The following is a 19,059-nucleotide window of genomic DNA, read 5'->3' as shown; positions in this document are numbered from 1 at the left end:
TTTAAGTATGCGTACAATAAAATTGTTGTTGATGCTTGTTGCTGCTATATCCTTTACAGGCTGTAAAAAGTTCTTGGAAAAGCCACCACAAGGCAAGCTGCAGGAAGACGAGGCACTTGTGGATGAAGCTAGCTTACAGGCTTTCCTGAATGGTACCTTTAATACACAGGCAACTGAGATTTATAATGGCCGCCTTTGGTTTATAAACGACCTGATGTCTGATGAAGTAAATGGCGTCTTATATACAGAAGACAACGGCGAAATATACAACCGCCGGACGTCTATTTTCGGAGCCTTTAAGAATGATACCTACACCCGCATCTACCAAAATATATACAGGGCAAATAAAGTGCTGGAAAAACTGAGTCTTGCTTCAGGCAATAAAAATAAAATTGAAGGCGAGGCAAAGTTTATCAGGGGGCTGATGCATTTTGAAGCAGTGCGCATGTGGGCGCAACCTTGGGGCTTTTCTGCTGACAATTCACATTTAGGTGTGCCTGTCCGTACAGCACCAAATATTGATGTTATCGACCGTTCTACTGTAAAACAGGTATATGACTTTGTAGTTGCTGATTTGCAAGCAGCTGAACAACTGTTGCCAGATGCACCAGTTTTGGGTTATCCAAGCAAATGGTCTGCAAAGGCAGTCCTGGCCAAAGTTTATTTCCAACAAAACAATTTTGCAAAGGCTTTTGATTATGCTAACCAGGTCATCAGCAGCAACAAGTTTGCGATGGACAATATGCAGACAAAGCGCTTTAGCCTCAGTGATTCAAAGGAAATCATCTATGGCTTTAAAAACACCCAAAGTGTATTAGAGCCCGGTAGTGAATTACGCGACCGCTATCGAAGCGATGGTACCAACTTTAGCCCTAACAACGACTTCAAGGTGACCGACCAGTTCTTTAACCTGGCAACACAGCCGGGAGACCAAAGGGCCGCCTGGTACACAACGATCAACGGTTACCATCCTATCACTAAATACAATGCCAACCAGTTTAATGTATCTATTATTCATCTTACTGAAATAAAACTGATCAGGGCAGAAAGCGGAGCGGAATTAGGTAGTGCCAACCTGGCCATTGCTATTGGAGATATCAATGATATACTTTCCCGTGCTTATGCAGGTACAAGCATGAATCTGCCTGCAAATGCAAGTGCTGCTGATGTAATAAGAGTAACCCGCATTCAGAGGGAGCTGGAACTGATTGGTGAAGGAAACAGGTTGCAGGAAATCAAACGTATAACTGCTCGCACAAACGCATCACCAGACAGACGCGGTGCTTCAGCCTTCTGTCCTGGATTGGTGCTGCAATTCCCGCAAGGTGAGCATTCAGGTAACACCAATTTTATTATGAATATAGAAGGCGGCTGCAATTAATTAACTACCCAAAATTACAATCATGAAAATATTTAGAAACATATTTCCCATTGCAGTCATGGCCACTTTAGTGTTCGTTAACTGCAGCCCTGAAGAGTATGATGCATTACCAGATTCAGGTAATGTGACTTCTAGTCTTATTGGTAACTGGACATTAAGAAGTGTTATTCAAAAAGATGAAGGTGCGGAAATAAAAAATTCTCCATTTGTAACCACGGATTTGACATCTATTTTCCCTTATACACAATATAAGTTAACACTTGATGGTGCTTCCGGGGCTTCTGGCACATATACAGCTGTTCCGGGTGCATCTCCAAAGATCATCCGCTCTAATACAGGCAAATGGGAAGTAGATGATGTGAAGAATCCAAAGACAATTTCTTTTATCAATGGAACAGATACAACGAAGATGCAGATAGGCTCTTATCCGCGTTCATTCAATTCATCGTTTAAGCTCAGGCAGACAAAGGTCGACCTGGCCACAAAAAAAGTCGCCCTTACTTACGATTATGAATTTGTAAAACAATAATACTATTCTACCATGAAAAAGATATTTCTGCTCCTGCTGATTACTGCATTTGCTTTTGCAAGAACAAATGCGCAAGTGAGTTTTGGTCCGCCAACCTTTACAGCTATAGATCCGGTTACAATAACTGTTGATGTTACGGGCACACCCATGGCTGGTGAAACTGAAGCCTATATTTGGATTTTCAGCAATGCCAGTGTTAGCGGAAACGCTGCTTATCCCAACAAAGATGGTAATGTAAATGGTTCCTGGGGTAATTCTTCTGATGCTGCTAAAATGACTGCGGCAGGGACAAACAAGTGGAAGTTCACGTTTACTGCCACAGAATTGTTTGGACAAACACCGGCACAATTAAAGGATTTCGGCTTCTTACTCAAAAGTAAAACAGGGAGCAAGCAATCGCCGGATTATAAGCCGTATGCTTTTGAACCTTTGATTTTTACCCCTACATTATTTCGCAATTTCCCCGCTAAAGTTGGTGTTGAGGATGTAATTACAGTGAACCTGGATAAATCACTGGCTACCGATGTAAATACCTCACGCATGACCCCTGCTTCGGTTACCGTTACTTTTTACAATGATGGTAATCCAGCCGTAGCTGTTGGTACATTGAATAATGTCCCTGTTAGGAATAATGGCAGCATCTGGTCGGCTACTTTCATTCCGACCCAGGCAACAATTGTATTGCCAGGCGGTACAAAGCTGAAATCATTCAAATACAAGTTCAACGGTACCATCCTGGATACTGATGGTAAAACGTCTAATGTTTCTACAAGCGAAACAGAAGTTCCATTTAGCGACCTCAAATAAAATGACTTACCATGAGAAAAATATTGTTTTCACTTTTGGCATTCATAATTGTTCTGTTTGCCTGTAATAAAGCTGATTTTGACAACACTGTTACCGGGGAGGCATTGGGCACGTTTAAGATTGCCCAGCCTGCCAATAGTTCTTCTTATGTATTGAATGCTGCCACGCCGGCTGAAAAAATTGAGCTCGCATGGTCAGCTTCAAAGCCTGGTATCGATATCGCGCCAACTTACAAATTGATAGCCGCTTTAAAAGGAGGTGATTTAGAAAAGCCTTTATTGGAATTACCATCAGACAATGCGGGAAAAAGCACAAAATTGACACTTACCTTCAAACAGTTGGACGATGCTTTAAAAGCTAAAGGCATTGCAGATGGGGCTAAGACTGACTTGATCTGGAGTGTGGTTGCCGATAACGGGTCAACTCAGTTGCGTTCTGCTGATGTGTTCAGTATTGCAATTACCCGCTTCAAAGACGGTGCTACCCCATTTTTACTGCTGGGTCCTGTTTCAGCTACTACACCAATTGCTATTGATCCAGGTTCCACTACCCAATCATTAAAGCTGAACTGGACAAAGTCCAGCCCGGCTGCTGGCGGTCCTGCAGTGAAATATAAAGTGCTGTTTGCAGAAAGAAAGTTAGATGCTAATAATAATGAAGTGCCTGTCGACTGGAGCAAACCTTTATTTACGATCACTTCTAATAATAATGGTGTCGATACACTGGCTGCTATACCTTATCAGCAAATCAGTGATACGCTGATGAAATATGGTTTTACCAACCTTGGCCAGCCTACCGATCTGAAATGGACGGTGGTGGCAAATAGTGGAAGCTGGAACCAGCAGTCAGACTATATCAATACATTAAGCATTTTACGTGAAGTCCGTTTATACATGCCGGGGAGTTACCAGGCTGCCTCAGGTTATGGCAATGACTGGACTCCTGCCACAGCACCTGAAATGATTCGTGATATGCGCACCGGTCTTACCAATAATATGTACTATGCCTATATGTACCTGCCTGCTGGTGCAGAGTTTAAGATCACCCAGGGCCGTTCCTGGGATGTAAATTATGGTAGCTCTTCAGGTGGCGATCTGATTCTGAATGGCTCAAATAATTTTAAAATAACTACTGCCGGCGTATACCGGATATCAGTCAATCGAACCGCCATGAAGTATGATATCAGCCAAGGCCGTATGGGATTAGTTGGCGATGCGACAGCTGCCGGATGGACACCCGCCAATGTCTTCCCAACAACTGCTCTTGGATTTGCAGGCGATAACGTGTTTGTTGGTATTCAAAGCCTGGCTGCTGGTGGATGGAAAATGATGGATAATGACCAGTGGAATGATGGCAGTAAAACGGTTACAGAAACCCGTAGTTATGGCTCAGCTAGTGCATCCCCTGCAACAATGGAGGTAAATGGCCCTAACTTCCCGAATATCACATCTGGTGGGAGATACCGCATTATCTGGGATGGCCGTAACGTAAATGATATCAAATACCAAATATCACCGGCAGCCGAAATGCGGGTTGTTGGAGATGGTTTACAGGGTGTTGCTGCCTGGAATCCCGGTGCTTCCCCTCAAATGACATATGCCGGTAATGGCAAATGGACATTGACCACTACATTGGTAGGTGACAAAGAAATTAAATTCCTGGCTGGTGATGCCTGGGGCGCTTTGGATTATGAAGACAATGGCGACGCTGGCACAGCCGGAACAAACGTGAATCGTAAACTTAAATGGGATGGCGATAAAAATTTTAAAACACCGGCATCCACAGGCGTTTATACTATTGAGCTGGATGAACAAACACAAACGGTGACGATTCATCCATAACAGAACTGGCGCATCATGTTACTGGGAAAGTTTGATTAGTGATCAGTTAACTTTCTGCCTGGTGAATGGTCTATTTCAAATGGTTCAAAACATGTTTTGTTTTGAACCATTTGTTACAATTGGATGAGAATAATAATTGAAATTTTTACGAACTTTAGATGAGTAAGAAAATTTCCTTTGACGGCAATAAATATATTGCAGCATTTTGACTCCTAAGCTTGTCTATTAATTGCCCGTATTCTATACCCGTACCCAACAGAGACATTCCTCCCTATAAGAGCTGCACCATTCACCACCACGAATAAGAGGTAAAAAAAGCAAACAGTAAACCTCTGCAATATGAACCTACTACGATTGCTTCAAGTCAAATGGCTTTTTATAGCCATTTTATGTTCTTCTCAAATGGTACTTGCGCAAAACAAATTAGTTTCCGGTAAGGTAACAGACACAAAAGACAACTCTGCAATTCCCGGAGTTTCTATTTCTGTAAAAGGTACTAATATTGGAACCACTACAGGCACTGAAGGAAACTTTACCTTGTCAGTTCCTGAAAATGCAAAGACCTTGATATTTACGGCGGTCGGATATGGTACAAAAGAAGAACCTATAACCGGTAATACATTTAATATTTCGTTGGCTACTTCCGCTTCAAATCTGAATGAAATAGTTGTAGTAGGATATGGTACTGTCAGGCGTAAAGATATTACAGGTTCTGTGGCAACAGTAAATGCCAAAAATTTTAATAAAGGCGTTCAAACTGCGCCAGACCAGTTGATCCAGGGTAAAGTGGCTGGTGTACAGGTTGTGAACAATAGTGGAGCTCCCGGCGGGGCAACCACTGTAAGGATCAGGGGGACTGCTTCTGTAAGAGCTGGCGGACAACCACTGTATGTTGTAGATGGAGTACCTCTGGATGGCAGGACTGCAAGGCCGGATTTAAAGTTGCCTACAATTTCAAATACACCTAATGCTAACCCTTTGAATTTCATTAATACGAATGATGTTGCTTCTATTGATGTTTTAAAAGATGCATCTGCAACTGCCATTTACGGATCAAGAGGTGCCAATGGTGTAGTAATCATTACAACCAAGAAAGGGCAGTCTGGCGCTCCCAAATTAGATGTAAGTGTTTCAGGTGGTGTCAGTAATATCATGAATAACTATGATGTTTTAAACGCTTCTGAATACAGGAAAGCTTTGGCGGATTTTAATGCACCCGCGTCTAACGATTTTGGTGGTGATGTGGATGCCATGGATGCTATCCTGAGAACGGCCTATACTCAGAATTATAATATCTCTATGGGGGGCGGTACAGAGAACGGTCGGTACCGGATTTCTGCAGGTTATCTCAACCAGCAGGGAATTGTTGAAAAATCCAGTTTTAAAAAATATACAGTGAATTTAAATTCTCAATTTAAATTCCTGGAAAGTAAAAAACTGGGTCTTGATCTGAATGTTATTTCTTCTCATAATACGGAACAGATTGCACCGGTAACTAATAATGCAGGGTTTGAGGGTAGTTTAATCGGCCAGGCCCTGTTTTGGAATCCCACGCTTCCTTTACGAAAAGCTAATGATTCCTTGAATATTTTACAGGGTACTACGGTGAATCCACTGGCAATGTCTGAGGCATATGACGATATTTCTAACATCACAAACATCCTTGCGAGCATTTCTCCGTATTATAAGCTGACTAAGAACCTCGAATATAGATTGTTGTACAGCATTAATCATGGGGTTGGCGTTAGAAGAAGTGAAATTGCCTCATTTATAAATATACCCGATATTCAAGGCAAAGGTTATGCATTTCAAGGAAATAATGAGCTGACTACACAACAGTTAACACAAACATTAAATTTTGTCAGAGCCATCTCTGATGAGTTCCACCTGACTGCATTGCTAGGATATGAATACCAAAAGTTTGATAATAAAGGTGCTTCAATGGAAGGGAAGGGTTTTCTTACTGATGCGATTGATTACACCAATTATATCCAAAACAGTGATCCTACCAGCCGGGTTATAAAATCATTTGCTGATCCTATTTCAGAGTTGCAATCCTTCTTTGCAAGAGCTGTGGGTAATTACCGGGACAAATATGTGTTAACAGCAACTTTCCGGGCCGATGGTTCCAGTAAATTCGGTGAAAACAACAGGTATGGTTACTTTCCCTCATTTGCTGCAGCCTGGAATATTAAAAATGAAAGTTTTATGCAAGGCGGAGCTTTCTCCAACCTTAAGTTGAGATTGGGATGGGGCCAGACGGGAAACCAGGAGTTCCCGGCAGGGGCGTCCCAGGAAAGGTATAAATTTGATCCGGGTACATTTTCACAGGAAAACGTAGCCAATCCCGATCTGAAATGGGAAAAATCGACGACAGAGAACATAGGTGTAGATTTTGGTGTTTTCAAAGATCGTCTGTCTGGTTCAATTGATTATTTCCGCAAAAAAACTACGGACTTATTGTTTCAATTTGATGCCATTCAGCCTGCACCCGCAACCAAGTATTGGATCAACCTTCCGGGAGAAGTCATTAATTCAGGGGTCGAAGTGAGTTTAAACGGCGTCCTTATGAGTGAAAAGGATATCAATTGGAACTTGGGTGTGAATGCTTCCTTCCTTGATAATGAGTTGAAAAATTACAATGGTCCGACCGTTTTGACAGGTGATATTAGCGGGCAAGGAGCTTCTGGTTCAAGGGTGCAAAGGTTAGAGAATGGCCATCCGCTCAATGCTTTTTATGTTAGAGAATTTTTAGGGATAGACAAAACTACTGGGTTCAGTACATACACAGATAATGGTAACACATCGTTCTTTATTGGTGATCCCAATCCTGACGTGCTCCTTGGTATCAGTACAGATTTCAGTTATAAGAAGTTTACAGTGACTGTTAATATGAATGGTGCATTTGGTCATGATATTTATAATAACACACTGAATACAGTTTTGCCAATAGGTAATTTACAGGGCGGACGTAATATAGCGGCTTCTTTAGCTAATTCAGAACCAAAGGAAAGTCTGTCTAATTCTGTATTTACATCTTCAAGGTATCTGGAAAAAGGTAATTATATGAAATTAGCAAATGCAACCCTGAGCTATAATTTTGGTAATCTTGGAAAAGAGTTTAGAAACGTAAACGTCTATATTACTGGTCAGAACCTGTTTGTACTCACAAACTATAACGGGTTTGATCCAGAAGTGAATACTGATAAAAATGTAGATGACGTCCCTTCTTTTGGAATTGAATACATTCCTTATCCACCTGCAAGAACGATTACACTGGGTGTAAACTTTTCATTATGATGCTTTAAAAATATAATTATGAAATATAAATTATTGTCACTCATTCTGCTACTCGCCTTCAGTTTCTTTAGTTGCACTAAACTGGATGAAGAGTTAAGAGGAAGTGCAACATATGATCAGGCGCAACAAATTGCAGACGTGAATGCTCTGCTGATCACAGCGTATGATGGCCTAAGTGAAGCATATGTAAATGCTGATAACGTATGGGGACTTTCAGAACATTCCACGGACGAAGCTGTTCCCCCTACAAGGGGTACTGACTGGGGGGATAACGGTAACTGGATTGCATTGCATAGCCATACATGGAATTCAGAAAATCCGCGTATCAATGGTGCCTTTAACTCTCTTTTAAAGGTCGTGTTTAGTGCAACAAATACTTTGAATTTTCAACCGTCAACTCAGCAGGCTGCTGAAGCTAGGTTTTTGAGAGCTTTTGCCATGTTTTCTGTAGCGGATTTATTCGGACAAGTACCATTCAGGGAACCAGGTGAAAACCTGTTAAATGCGCCAAAAGTATTGAATGGGGTAGATGCAATTAATTTTATTATTAGTGAGCTGAATGCCATTTTGCCTAGCCTTCCAGAAGGTGCCAGTGTTCCTGCTTACCAGGCCAATAAAAATGCAGCGCGCGTATTGTTAATGAAATGCTATTTAAATAAAGGTGTTTTTGCAAACAGGGAAGCACCCACTTTTGCTGTCGAAGACATGGATAAAGTCATCAGCCTGGCAAATGAAATTACTGGTTATACTTTGGCGAATAACTTTTTTGACAATTTTGCTCCGAACAATAATGCAATTTCTAAAGAAAATATCTTTACCTTAGAAAACATAGAAGGGAATCCTCGGAGTAAAGGAGATAATGGAAATAGAGTAAAAACAGCATGGCGTTCCACTTTGCATTACAACCAAAAACCAGATGGTTGGAATGGGTTTACTACACTTGCAGATTTCTATGATAAATTTGAAGCCAGTGATACAAGAAGGGGAGTATCTTATCCTGGTATAACTGACAAAACCGGCTTGAGACTTGGATTTTTGATTGGGCAGCAATTTGATGCAAGTGGTAACCAGATAAAGCAGCGCGGTGGTGCTCCGCTTGCCTTTACAAGAGATGTAAAACTTGTAGAGACAGGACCAAACCTGGAAACAACCGGAATCCGGGTACTCAAGTATGCTCCGGATTATGATCCAGAAAAGGGTTATACAGATAAGACAAACCCTGATAACGATTGGGTCTTCTACAGGTATGCTGATGTTTTATTAATGAAAGCAGAAGCATTGATAAGAAAAAATAATGATGTTGCCAATGCTTTGCCATTGGTTAATCAAATAAGAACTAAACGTGGCGCATCTTCATTGACTACCCTCAACCTCACTTCAATATACGATGAAAGAGGCCGTGAGCTTTACTGGGAAAGTTCAAGAAGGCAAGATATGATCCGCTTTGGTACATTTTTACAACCTAATGCTTTAAAGCCAAACGTGTCACCTAAGAAGTGTTTGTTGTTCCCTATACCAAATACGGCTTTAGCCGTCAATCCGAATTTAAAGCAAAATGATGGTTATACTCAATAATTCGTAACTTCTCAAATAAAGAAAAAGGTCATTCAAACATGACCTTTTTCTTTGTTAATTATCGCGCCGCCATGAAAATTCCCGTTTATCTGTCTATTATACTAATCCTATGTTCCTGCCAGAAGCAACCATCCAAACCTCTGTTCCAGTTGATGGAACATACAGGTATTGATTTTGCCAATAATATCCATAATACTAAGGAGTTTAACATCTTTGTCTATCGCAACTTTTACAACGGTGGCGGTGCTGCCATTGGTGATATCAATAACGATGGGCTGGCTGATGTTTTTTTTACGGCCAATATGGGGAGTAACAAGCTCTATTTGAATAAGGGCAATTTTCAATTCCAGGACATTACTGCTAACGCTGGATTTACCAATAATGGTAAGTGGGGTACAGGCGTTGTCTTTGCTGACGTCAATGGCGACGGTTGGTTGGATATCTACGTATGCAATTCAGGCTATCAGAAAGGTATCAGCAATGAAAACGAATTATACATCAATAACCATGATCTCACTTTTACGGAAAGCGCAAAAGAATATGGTCTTAATGAATCTGGCTATACCACTCATGCGGCCTTCTTTGACTATGATTTGGATGGCGACCTTGACTGTTATATTCTGAAAAACAGCTTTATACCAGTGAATACCCTGAATTATGCAAATAAACGCGAAGTCAGGGCAGAGGATTGGCCAGTGGCGGATTTCCTGAAAGGTGGCGGTGATAAGCTGTTGAGGAATGACAATGGCAGGTTTACAGACGTCAGCCAGCAGGCTCATATCTATGGCAGCCTGATTGGTTTCGGGCTTGGCGTTACAATTGGCGATGTAAACGGGGACAATTACCCTGATATTTATATCAGCAATGACTTTTTTGAACGGGATTACCTCTATCTCAATCAAAAGAATGGTACATTCAAGGAAGACCTGGTAAATTGTATGCAACACATCAGCAATTTTTCCATGGGCGCCGATATCGGCGATATCAATAATGATGGCTATCCGGATATCTTCACTACCGACATGCTTCCTGATGATGATTACCGCCTGCGCACCACTACTTCTTTTGAAACTTATGAAACCAACCAGATAAAAATTCGTTCAGGCTTTTATAACCAGTACATGCAAAATACGCTGCAGGTCAATAACAGGGCTGGTAAGTTTTTGGAAACAGGATTTTTCAGCGGTGTGGCTGCCTCCGACTGGAGTTGGGGTGGGTTAATGCTGGATGCTGATAATGATGGCCTGTTAGATATTTTCGTTGCTAATGGTATATATCATGATATGACAGACCAGGACTTTATCGATTTCTTTGCCGATGAGATCATTCAACGCATGGTCATGACAGGCAAAAAAGAGGAGATAGATGAGATCATTAATAAAATGCCTTCTCAACCTTTGCCCAATAAGATGTTCAGGAATTTGGACAGTCTTCGCTTCTCTGATCAAAGTGCTGCCTGGGGATTGAACCAGCCTTCATTTTCCAATGGTGCTGCTTATGGCGACCTGGATAATGACGGGGACCTTGACCTGGTAGTGAACAATGTCAATCAAAAAGCCTTTGTATATAAGAACAACAGCCGGGAGCAGCAAGGCAATGATTACATAGGTTTTCTGTTAAGAGGAACAGCGCCAAATACTTTTGCTGTGGGCAGTACAATAAAGGTCTACGCTGGCAAGGAGATACTTTCCCGTGAAATTATGCCCAACCGTGGCTTCCAGTCTTCTGTGGATTATAAAACGATCATAGGCCTGGGTAAACATACGGCTATTGATTCGGTTGTGATCACCTGGCCAGATCGTTCAATGTTCAAAATGACCGCACCTCAGAAAAACAAAGTACATCTGGTGAAACAAACTGCTGATGGGGTGATCCAGGTATCCAATCATATACCTGGATCGGGTACAGCAGCTGGCTTTGTGCAAAGTGGTGCTCATGTATTGTTCGACTCTGTTCAAAATAATTTTGAGAAGCACCAGGAAGATCAATATGCAGATTTCTACAATGAACGTAATATTCCGGAAATGCTTTCCCGTGAAGGCCCCAAGGCCGCAGTTGGTGATGTGAATGGAGATGGTTGGGATGATGTGTATATCTGCGGAGCTGCAGGCCAGGCAGGACAATTATACTTACAGACAGCTAAAGGCTTTGAAAAAAAGCATGTACCCGTTTTTGAGCGGCATGCTCTTTTTGAAGATGTGACAGCACTGTTCTTTGATGCGGATGGTGATAAAGATTTGGACCTTTTTGTGGGTTCAGGTGGAAACCACATGCCTGCTCAGGGCCGTGAGTACCAGGATCGGTTGTACATCAATGACGGGAAAGGAAACTTCGAAATTGATGTAAATGCCTTGCCTTTCAGTGGTATGAACACATCCGTGGTAGCGGCCAATGATTTTGATGGCGACGGAGACCTTGATCTTTTTGTTGGTAGCCGCAGTGTTCCTCAGAATTATGGTATGTCTCCTCAAAGCCATTTGTATGTGAACAATGGGCATGGCAATTTTACAGATGTTACCAAAACAATGGGTTCATCCCTTGCTTATATAGGCATGGTAACAGGTGCTGCTTGGGTTGATGTTACTGGTGATAAAAGAGAAGACCTGGTCATTGTTGGAGAATGGATGGCCCCTCATGTGTTTACTTTTCAAAACAACAGCTTCAAAGAAGTGAGCACCAACTTGCAGAACCTGCATGGCTGGTGGCAAACTGTTGCTGCAGCTGATTTGGATGGTGATGGCGATCAGGACCTGGTGATGGGAAACATTGGTGAAAACTTTTACCTGAAACCTGATGCAACCCATCCTGTTAAATTATGGATGAATGACTTTGATGCGAATGGCGCAGTGGAGAAAATTATTACACGTACAATCAATGAACGAGATATGCCTGTATTTCTGAAAAGAGAGGTTACAGAGCAGGTTGTTTCCCTGCGCAAGCAAAATCTCCGGCATGCGGACTTTGCCAAAAGATCCATTCAGGAATTGTTTAAGGAAAATGTGCTGAGTCAAAGTATAGTAAAGCAATTTAATGATGCTTCTACCATTGTTGCTTTCAATGAGGGGAAGGGAAATTTTTCCATTCAGAAGCTGCCTTTAATGGTGCAATTGTCATCCGTCAATGCAATCAATATTAGCGATATCAACAACGATGGTAAACCCGATTTAATAATGGGTGGAAACAAGTTAGGCTTGCTGCCCCAGTTTTCACGCCTCGATGCCAGCTTTGGGCATGTGTTGTTGAATAAGGGCAAAAGAACATTTCAATACCTCAGTACTATTGAATCAGGTGTGGAAGTAACTGGCGAAGTAAGAGATATTGTAGAAGTAAAAGGTAAGGATAAGCATTATTGGTTATGGCTAAGGAATAATGAAAAGCCTGAGATGTTTGTGAGAAAGAAGGATACGCCATCAAAACAGTTATAGTGGTTAAAAATCAATCTTCAATTCTTTTATAATCATGCGCATTCGTGGTTTATAGATGCATTCATATCACCCTTTTCCTGTTCATCTTGTACAGTTGCCATACGCCACAAGCTGAACCTCCTCTTTTTACAGTTTTGGATCATACGCAAACAGGACTGCATTTCACCAATAAACTGACGACAACCCCGGAGTTCAACATGTTTAATTATATGTACTTCTATAATGGCGCAGGTGTTGGTGCGGGTGACTTCAATAACGATGGTTTGATCGATCTATTCTTCGCATCTAACCAGGGCGATAACAAGCTTTATCTCAACAAAGGTGGCTTGCAGTTCAAAGACGTTACTGCTGAAGCTGCCATTCCGCAGGATGGTGGCTGGTCCACCGGCGTTTCTGTAGTGGATATTAATAGCGATGGATTATTGGATATATATGTGTGTAAGGTCGGGCATTATGAAACCCTGCATGGCCGGAATCAATTTCTGATTTGCCAGGGTATAAAGAACGGCATACCGGTATATGTAGATAAAGCCAAAGAGTACGGTCTGGACTTTGCTGGCTTCAGTACACAAGCCGCATTCTTTGACTATGACCTGGACGGCGATCTCGATATGTATCTTCTGAATCATGCAGTACACCAGAACGGCAGCTTTGCAGAACGCAAGATGTTTCTCGGTACATATGACTCACTTTCTGGCGATCGGTTATATCGAAATGAAAGTATGAGCCATTTTACTGATGTCACCCGTCCATCCGGCATCAACTCCTCCTCCATAGGCTACGGTCTCGGTATTGCTATTTCAGACATCAACCTCGATGGCTATCCTGACATTTATATAGGCAATGACTTCCATGAAAATGATTACCTCTACATCAACCAGCACAATGGCACTTTCAAAGAAGACCTGACCAATTGCATTGGGCATACCAGTAAGTTTTCCATGGGGGTTGACATTGCTGATATCAACAACGATGCGCTTCCGGAGATCATCTCGCTTGATATGATGCCTTACGATCCCTATATTTTAAAACGGTCGCTGGGTGAAGACGAATACAACGTTTTCAACATGAAGCTGGCTTATGGATACGCTCCTCAATACCCTAACAACTGCCTGCAGTTGAACCGGGGTAATGGCATGTTCAGCGAGGTGGGTATGTATGCTGGTGTGTACGCTACAGACTGGTCATGGGCGCCTCTTTGGATGGACTTTGACAATGATGGACTGAAAGACCTGTTTGTTTCCAACGGCATACCCAGGCGTTTGAATGATATTGATTATGTCAACTTTGTTTCCAACAAAGACATGCAAGGCAAAATACAGGCAAATAGTGTGAGTGAAAAGGAAATGACTATGATCAACAACTTCCCTCAAATTAAACTTCCAAACCAGTTTTTTAGGAATAAAGGCGCTGCCTTGTTCGAAGACAGCAAGAACAGGATTGATGGTGCTGTCGCTACATTTTCTAATGGTGCTGTTTATGCAGACTTTGATAATGATGGCGACCTTGACCTTGTAGTGAATGACATCGATGAGCCTGCTCTGTTATACCAAAACAGGAGCAATGATGATAAAGGCAGCGCTTTTGTAGAAATAACGTTGAATGGGCCTGGCGGTAATAGAAATGCAGTAGGGGCGAGAGTGATTGTTTTTGCGGCAGGAGAGATGCGTACCTACGAGAAATATGAGGCCAAAGGTTTTCAATCCAGTATGGAAATACCCATTCATATTGGATTGAACAAAACAAAGGTTGATTCTATGGTATTGATCTGGCCCGATAATACTTACCAGTTAATTCCGGTCCCGCTTCGGTCATCACAAATCAGGATTGGTTACAAGCCAGGGTTACAACAATTCAATTATCATACGCTTACTTCAAAAAGATCAAATGCTGCTTTTCAGGTTCAGGACATTACCCGGCAAGTCAACCTGCTGCACCGGCATGAAGAAAACCCTTTTGTAGAATTTGACCGGGAGCCCCTGATCCCGCATATGGTTTCACGCGAAGGGCCTGCTTTGACAGTTGGCGATGCAAATGGAGATGGGAGAGAGGATGTGTTTATTGGTTCATCTAAAGGCACAAAGAGTGTTCTGTTTGTGCAGCAGCCTTCAGGTAAGTTTAAGAAGTCAAGTCAGCCCGGAATAGATAAAGACAGTACTTATGAAGATGTGGATGCTGTCTGGGCTGATGTCAACAACGATAATCATTTAGATCTTGTAATAGCAAGTGGTGGTAATGAGTATTACGGTACAGACGAGCATTTGATGCCTCGTGTTTATATCAACGATGGCAAAGGTGGCTTGGTTAGAAAAGAGGATGCCTTTACCGGTCTTTACCTTACGGCCTCCTGTGTTGTGCCTTACGATTTTACGGGTGATGGAGCTGTTGATTTGTTTATTGGCGGCAGGGCCGTGCCTTGGGAATACGGCCAGGTGCCTCGTTCTTATTTGTTGCAAAACGATGGCCAGGGCAGGTTCAAAGATGTTACGCCCCAATGGTGTCGTGATCTTGCTAATGTGGGCTTTGTCAAGGGTGCTGTTTGGTGCGATGTCGACAAGGATGGTGACAGCGATCTGGTTTTGGCATTGGAGTGGGATGGCATTTGCGCATTGATCAATGAGAAGGGGAGGTTTGTAAAAAAAATGCTGACAGAAAAAAAAGGGTGGTGGAACTTTACGCTATCCATTGATATAGATGGTGATGGAGATATTGATTTGATTGCAGGTAACCTGGGTAAAAACAATCGTCTGAAAGCGGACGAAAACAGTCCGGTGAGGTTGTATTATAATGACTTCGATGGCAATGGGAAAAAAGAGCAGATCCTCACTTATTACCTGGGCGGCAAAGAAATTCCATTCGCCAGCAAGGCTGAACTGGAAAAACAAATCCCAATCCTGAAAAAGAAGTTCCTCTATGCGGAAGACTTCGCAAAAGCCTCTTTGAAGGAGCTGTTCACCGAAGACAAACTGAAAAATGCCCAGGTCTTGACTGCTGATTATTTTTCAAATGCAGTGCTCATAAACGAGGGAAACTGGAAATTCACCGTCCGTGAATTGCCCTGGCAGGCACAATTAACCTGTTATAAAGATGCCGTCATAGTCAATGCCAATAACGACCACCTCCCAGATGTTTTCATGGGAGGCAATTTTTACGATAATACCATCCAGATGGGGCGTTATGACGCCGACTATGGAACACTGTTGATTAATAAAGGCCACGGCAATTTCGAATACCAGTCTTTAAATGGCGTGATCCTCAAAGGCCAGGTACGCCACATACGGAAACTGACCCTTGCCAACAAGGAAGCCTATGTGCTGGTACAGAACAACGACAGCGTCAAAGTACTCCACCCAGCCCCTTAAATCGGTAAATGGAAAAGTAATGAGTACAATGTCGGGCCACGCTTTTAGCAATGCAATTATTGTATACCGTTTTATTAATTTAGTTGTTTGATCATGTCAATCCAGCGTTGCTCTTTATACAATACTTTAAAAGCAGGTTGAGTAAGTAATTGTGCTTTGTTTAAATTTCTTCTGACGTATGACAGGTTTAAAAAATCCAATAACTTACTCGATTATATGCAGGCTTGCTACATAAGTTTGTTCAATGTTTCCTCTATCTCTTTTGCAGTGAGCCCCACACCAATTATCTTTCCTTCTCTGTCTAGGAGTATGCTTTGAGGAATTGCCTCAATTTCATAGTGCTTACCTAATGCACCAAATGCTCCTTTTTCATCAACCACTTGCATCCACGGTAGACCGTCCTTCACAATAGCAGTTTTCCATTTGTCTTCATCTTTATCAAAGGAAACACCAAGTATTTCAAATCCCTTATCTTTTACTTTGCTATACAACACTTTTAAAGCAGGGTTGGCTTCTCTACATGGCTTACACCAAGATGCCCAGAAATCTACAAGAATAAATTTTCCTCTTAGATTCTGAGTGTTTAGCATTGCACCGACAGTATCCTTTAGTGTTACGTCTAAAAATGCTGTACCTATAGCTTTGTTCTTCGACTTATCTAAGTTATTGAGCAGCTTTGGAATACCTTTCCCTTCAAAGGTGCTTTTTAAAGAAGTGTCAATCAAGCTGCTTAAGGTGTTAACCTGTGAATAGCGTAAGCTGGTCGCCTTTCCGATAAGATAAGGACTTATTTTGCTTTTTGGGTTCTTGCTTACCAGGTCAAAAAGTCTATCGTAATACTCCTGGTTTTTTTCATCATCAGTTTTGTCTGAAGCCTTAAGTGAAGTCAGCCAATCTTCAAAACCTCTTTTTAACACTTCAGTTTTAGAGCCTTTTACGCTAACTACTGTAAACATATTCATAGTGTCCTTGTCCTTCCCATAGATATTGATTTTATTGGTACAGGTGAAGTATGTCTTTTTGCTATCTATATAAACATCTTGGATAAAGGATTGGTGATCTAAATGAAATCTGGCTTGAATCGGTAAAGGAGCAGTAGCCTTAAAGTAAAACTTGCCATTTTTTATTTCGGCACTAATACTATCTCTTTGCTTGTAATTACCATCATAGAAAAGATAGATTCTGCTATTATGCTCTCCGCTAATAGTACCGAAAACTTCAAAGGTCTGACTTTGAGCATAATTGAAAGCAGGAAACAGTAGAAATATTAGACTTACTATTAAAGATCTCATAGCTTGCATATAACGTTCTCAGTTGTTACCGCAGGGCAGGCAGTCTGGGTTCCAGCAGCTTCAACTTTGTTTTGTTGTTGAATAGTGGTTTACAGCTTAAAGATAGTACTTGGTCTGCATGCCGGCAACATAGTTGTTAACCGCTTTGTTGGTTAATAAAGCAATGGGATGGCTCTAAATCTCCACTCGGCCTGCAAGCCCAAAAGGGGTTCAAGTGTATTTTCAATGTCATTTATGCTAAGGCAAGTGATGTATGCGACATGATTGTCTTTGAAAGTAATCTTGTAAAACCTGTAGGGGTCAAAGGTGTACCACAAACTGCTGCCCCTTTTAGAGCAGTGCCCATGAGTTGCGTAATAATCAAATGAGGCTATGTCGTCCAAGCTGTATTTTTTATTACTACCACTGCCCTGTAGTTCAATGGTTCTGTTCTGGGTGTCTATGGCTACAGAATTGTGCCCTTTGAACAGGTACTGTATATGGAGAATTAAAACAGGAAGTACATTGAGGACAAAAACAACAGCAGCACCAATAAGGATTGCTGTGGTATTGGGACTTTCAAAAAAATAAAAAGCTCCAATGCTTATGGCAATATTGATGAGGAAGAAGGGGATAAGCACCAAGAACTGTTGCTTAGCTGTTAGGTTGAACTTATATAAAGAGTTATTCATAAGGCAATAGTTTAGGCATGGATTGGTTGCGGCTAACGAGTTACAGCTTGCATTGCAGGAGTGGCAGTCTGTGTTACGGTAGTTTAGTTTAGAGGTGAAGATAATTAGAATTACGGGTGTTTACAAGATGTTCAGTAGCCAATATTGTAGCAAACTGGCTGTTAGACGCAGCTCGGATGCAATAACCCCTTTTTTCTCCAACCTTCAAGAATTGCTCCTGCAATTGGGTTATCTTGATTATATGCTAAATGAACGTCATTTTCATGGCAAAAAAGTAATTCTGTCTCCAGGTCAGACAATGTCATAAACAAATCATCGCTTCCGAAACTGCCAGCTCCAGTACTCTGTGCTTTTTGAATTTCTTTTCTAATATCGGCTGGGTGAGTTAAAAGGGGAGTCCAATCTCCATATTCATTTCCCCAAGCAAACCCAAATAGCAATTCGACTTGACCTATGCGATGTTGTTGCAGTAGATTAATTATGAGGTCAAACTCATTTTGATATTCATTCTTAGATAAAATGCGGGTGACATACTTGATTGAATATTCCATAAAGAATGGCGAACTGTTGCGTCTAACTCAAAAATATGGGAAAGTTTTAACCCCTGCTAATCTCAAAACAATTTTAAAACGCCATTCATTCTGAAACGCTTAACCCAAAAAACGAAAGTTTTCCCCTCCCAGAAAACTTTCGCCAATACAACTTTTATCCCTTTAATTTCAATGTATCAGCTGCACTTATCTCCTGCGCTAAATCCTGATGAGCGTATCAGGATACTTTAAAAAAGTAGACCACTGTTGGTAGCCTTTAGTTGTTTGTGTAAATAGAATTTCTGTTTCTGTATTAGCGGGTCAAATAAAGCGATTGGGTTGAAGG

General features: G+C 41.6%; 11 protein-coding genes. 8 read left to right on the top strand and 3 right to left on the bottom strand.

Going from position 1 to position 19,059, the window contains the following annotated elements; genetic code table 11:
* Window positions 1-7: 7 nt before the first annotated feature.
* The 8 genes from OCK74_RS25945 to OCK74_RS25910 all read left to right on the top strand — a co-directional run bounded on the left by OCK74_RS25945 (window position 8) and on the right by OCK74_RS25910 (window position 16,220).
* Window positions 8-1,381, top strand: a complete 1,374-nt coding sequence (locus OCK74_RS25945) for a RagB/SusD family nutrient uptake outer membrane protein (RefSeq protein WP_279300030.1) — start codon at window positions 8-10, stop codon at window positions 1,379-1,381.
* A 22-nt stretch (window positions 1,382-1,403) separates the two neighbouring features.
* The gene (locus OCK74_RS25940) at window positions 1,404-1,910 is read left to right on the top strand and encodes a DUF5004 domain-containing protein (RefSeq protein ID WP_279300029.1); all 507 of its coding nucleotides are present in this window, start codon (window positions 1,404-1,406) and stop codon (window positions 1,908-1,910) included.
* A 12-nt stretch (window positions 1,911-1,922) separates the two neighbouring features.
* The gene (locus tag OCK74_RS25935) at window positions 1,923-2,717 is read left to right on the top strand and encodes a hypothetical protein (RefSeq protein WP_279300028.1); all 795 of its coding nucleotides are present in this window, start codon (window positions 1,923-1,925) and stop codon (window positions 2,715-2,717) included.
* An 11-nt stretch (window positions 2,718-2,728) separates the two neighbouring features.
* Complete coding sequence (locus OCK74_RS25930) at window positions 2,729-4,558, top strand: SusE domain-containing protein (protein WP_279300027.1); 1,830 nt, start codon at window positions 2,729-2,731, stop codon at window positions 4,556-4,558.
* Window positions 4,559-4,897: 339 nt separating this feature from the next.
* Window positions 4,898-7,858, top strand: coding sequence for a SusC/RagA family TonB-linked outer membrane protein (locus OCK74_RS25925; protein WP_279300026.1), 2,961 nt, complete (start codon window positions 4,898-4,900; stop codon window positions 7,856-7,858).
* Between the two features lie 18 nt (window positions 7,859-7,876).
* Window positions 7,877-9,433, top strand: coding sequence for a RagB/SusD family nutrient uptake outer membrane protein (locus OCK74_RS25920; protein ID WP_279300025.1), 1,557 nt, complete (start codon window positions 7,877-7,879; stop codon window positions 9,431-9,433).
* Between the two features lie 71 nt (window positions 9,434-9,504).
* Window positions 9,505-12,858: a VCBS repeat-containing protein gene (locus OCK74_RS25915; protein WP_279300024.1), complete on the top strand. Its 3,354-nt coding sequence runs from the start codon at window positions 9,505-9,507 to the stop codon at window positions 12,856-12,858.
* Between the two features lie 44 nt (window positions 12,859-12,902).
* Complete coding sequence (locus OCK74_RS25910; protein ID WP_279300023.1) at window positions 12,903-16,220, top strand: VCBS repeat-containing protein; 3,318 nt, start codon at window positions 12,903-12,905, stop codon at window positions 16,218-16,220.
* A 227-nt stretch (window positions 16,221-16,447) separates the two neighbouring features.
* Here OCK74_RS25910 and OCK74_RS25905 read toward each other — a convergent pair whose 3' ends face one another.
* The 3 genes from OCK74_RS25905 to OCK74_RS25895 form a co-directional block, all read right to left on the bottom strand.
* A complete protein-coding gene (locus OCK74_RS25905; protein ID WP_279300022.1) occupies window positions 16,448-17,512 on the bottom strand; it encodes a thioredoxin-like domain-containing protein in 1,065 nt (354 codons plus the stop codon).
* Between the two features lie 152 nt (window positions 17,513-17,664).
* The gene (locus OCK74_RS25900; RefSeq protein WP_279300021.1) at window positions 17,665-18,183 is read right to left on the bottom strand and encodes a PH domain-containing protein; all 519 of its coding nucleotides are present in this window, start codon (window positions 18,181-18,183) and stop codon (window positions 17,665-17,667) included.
* A gap of 161 nt (window positions 18,184-18,344) precedes the next feature.
* Window positions 18,345-18,734, bottom strand: coding sequence for a hypothetical protein (locus OCK74_RS25895; RefSeq protein ID WP_279300020.1), 390 nt, complete (start codon window positions 18,732-18,734; stop codon window positions 18,345-18,347).
* Window positions 18,735-19,059 lie beyond the last annotated feature (325 nt).

Source organism: Paraflavisolibacter caeni, from assembly GCF_025628885.1.
Classification (GTDB): Bacteria; Bacteroidota; Bacteroidia; order Chitinophagales; family Chitinophagaceae; genus Flavisolibacter; species Flavisolibacter caeni.
This window is presented reverse-complemented; position numbering and strand designations above follow the sequence as displayed.

Coding starts and splice junctions, on each gene's coding strand:
- OCK74_RS25945 (WP_279300030.1), top strand. CDS start 8: ATGCGTACAATAAAATTGTTGTTGATGCTTGTTGCTGCTATATCCTTT.
- OCK74_RS25940 (WP_279300029.1), top strand. CDS start 1,404: ATGAAAATATTTAGAAACATATTTCCCATTGCAGTCATGGCCACTTTA.
- OCK74_RS25935 (WP_279300028.1), top strand. CDS start 1,923: ATGAAAAAGATATTTCTGCTCCTGCTGATTACTGCATTTGCTTTTGCA.
- OCK74_RS25930 (WP_279300027.1), top strand. CDS start 2,729: ATGAGAAAAATATTGTTTTCACTTTTGGCATTCATAATTGTTCTGTTT.
- OCK74_RS25925 (WP_279300026.1), top strand. CDS start 4,898: ATGAACCTACTACGATTGCTTCAAGTCAAATGGCTTTTTATAGCCATT.
- OCK74_RS25920 (WP_279300025.1), top strand. CDS start 7,877: ATGAAATATAAATTATTGTCACTCATTCTGCTACTCGCCTTCAGTTTC.
- OCK74_RS25915 (WP_279300024.1), top strand. CDS start 9,505: ATGAAAATTCCCGTTTATCTGTCTATTATACTAATCCTATGTTCCTGC.
- OCK74_RS25905 (WP_279300022.1), bottom strand. CDS start 17,512: ATGAGATCTTTAATAGTAAGTCTAATATTTCTACTGTTTCCTGCTTTC.
- OCK74_RS25900 (WP_279300021.1), bottom strand. CDS start 18,183: ATGAATAACTCTTTATATAAGTTCAACCTAACAGCTAAGCAACAGTTC.
- OCK74_RS25895 (WP_279300020.1), bottom strand. CDS start 18,734: ATGGAATATTCAATCAAGTATGTCACCCGCATTTTATCTAAGAATGAA.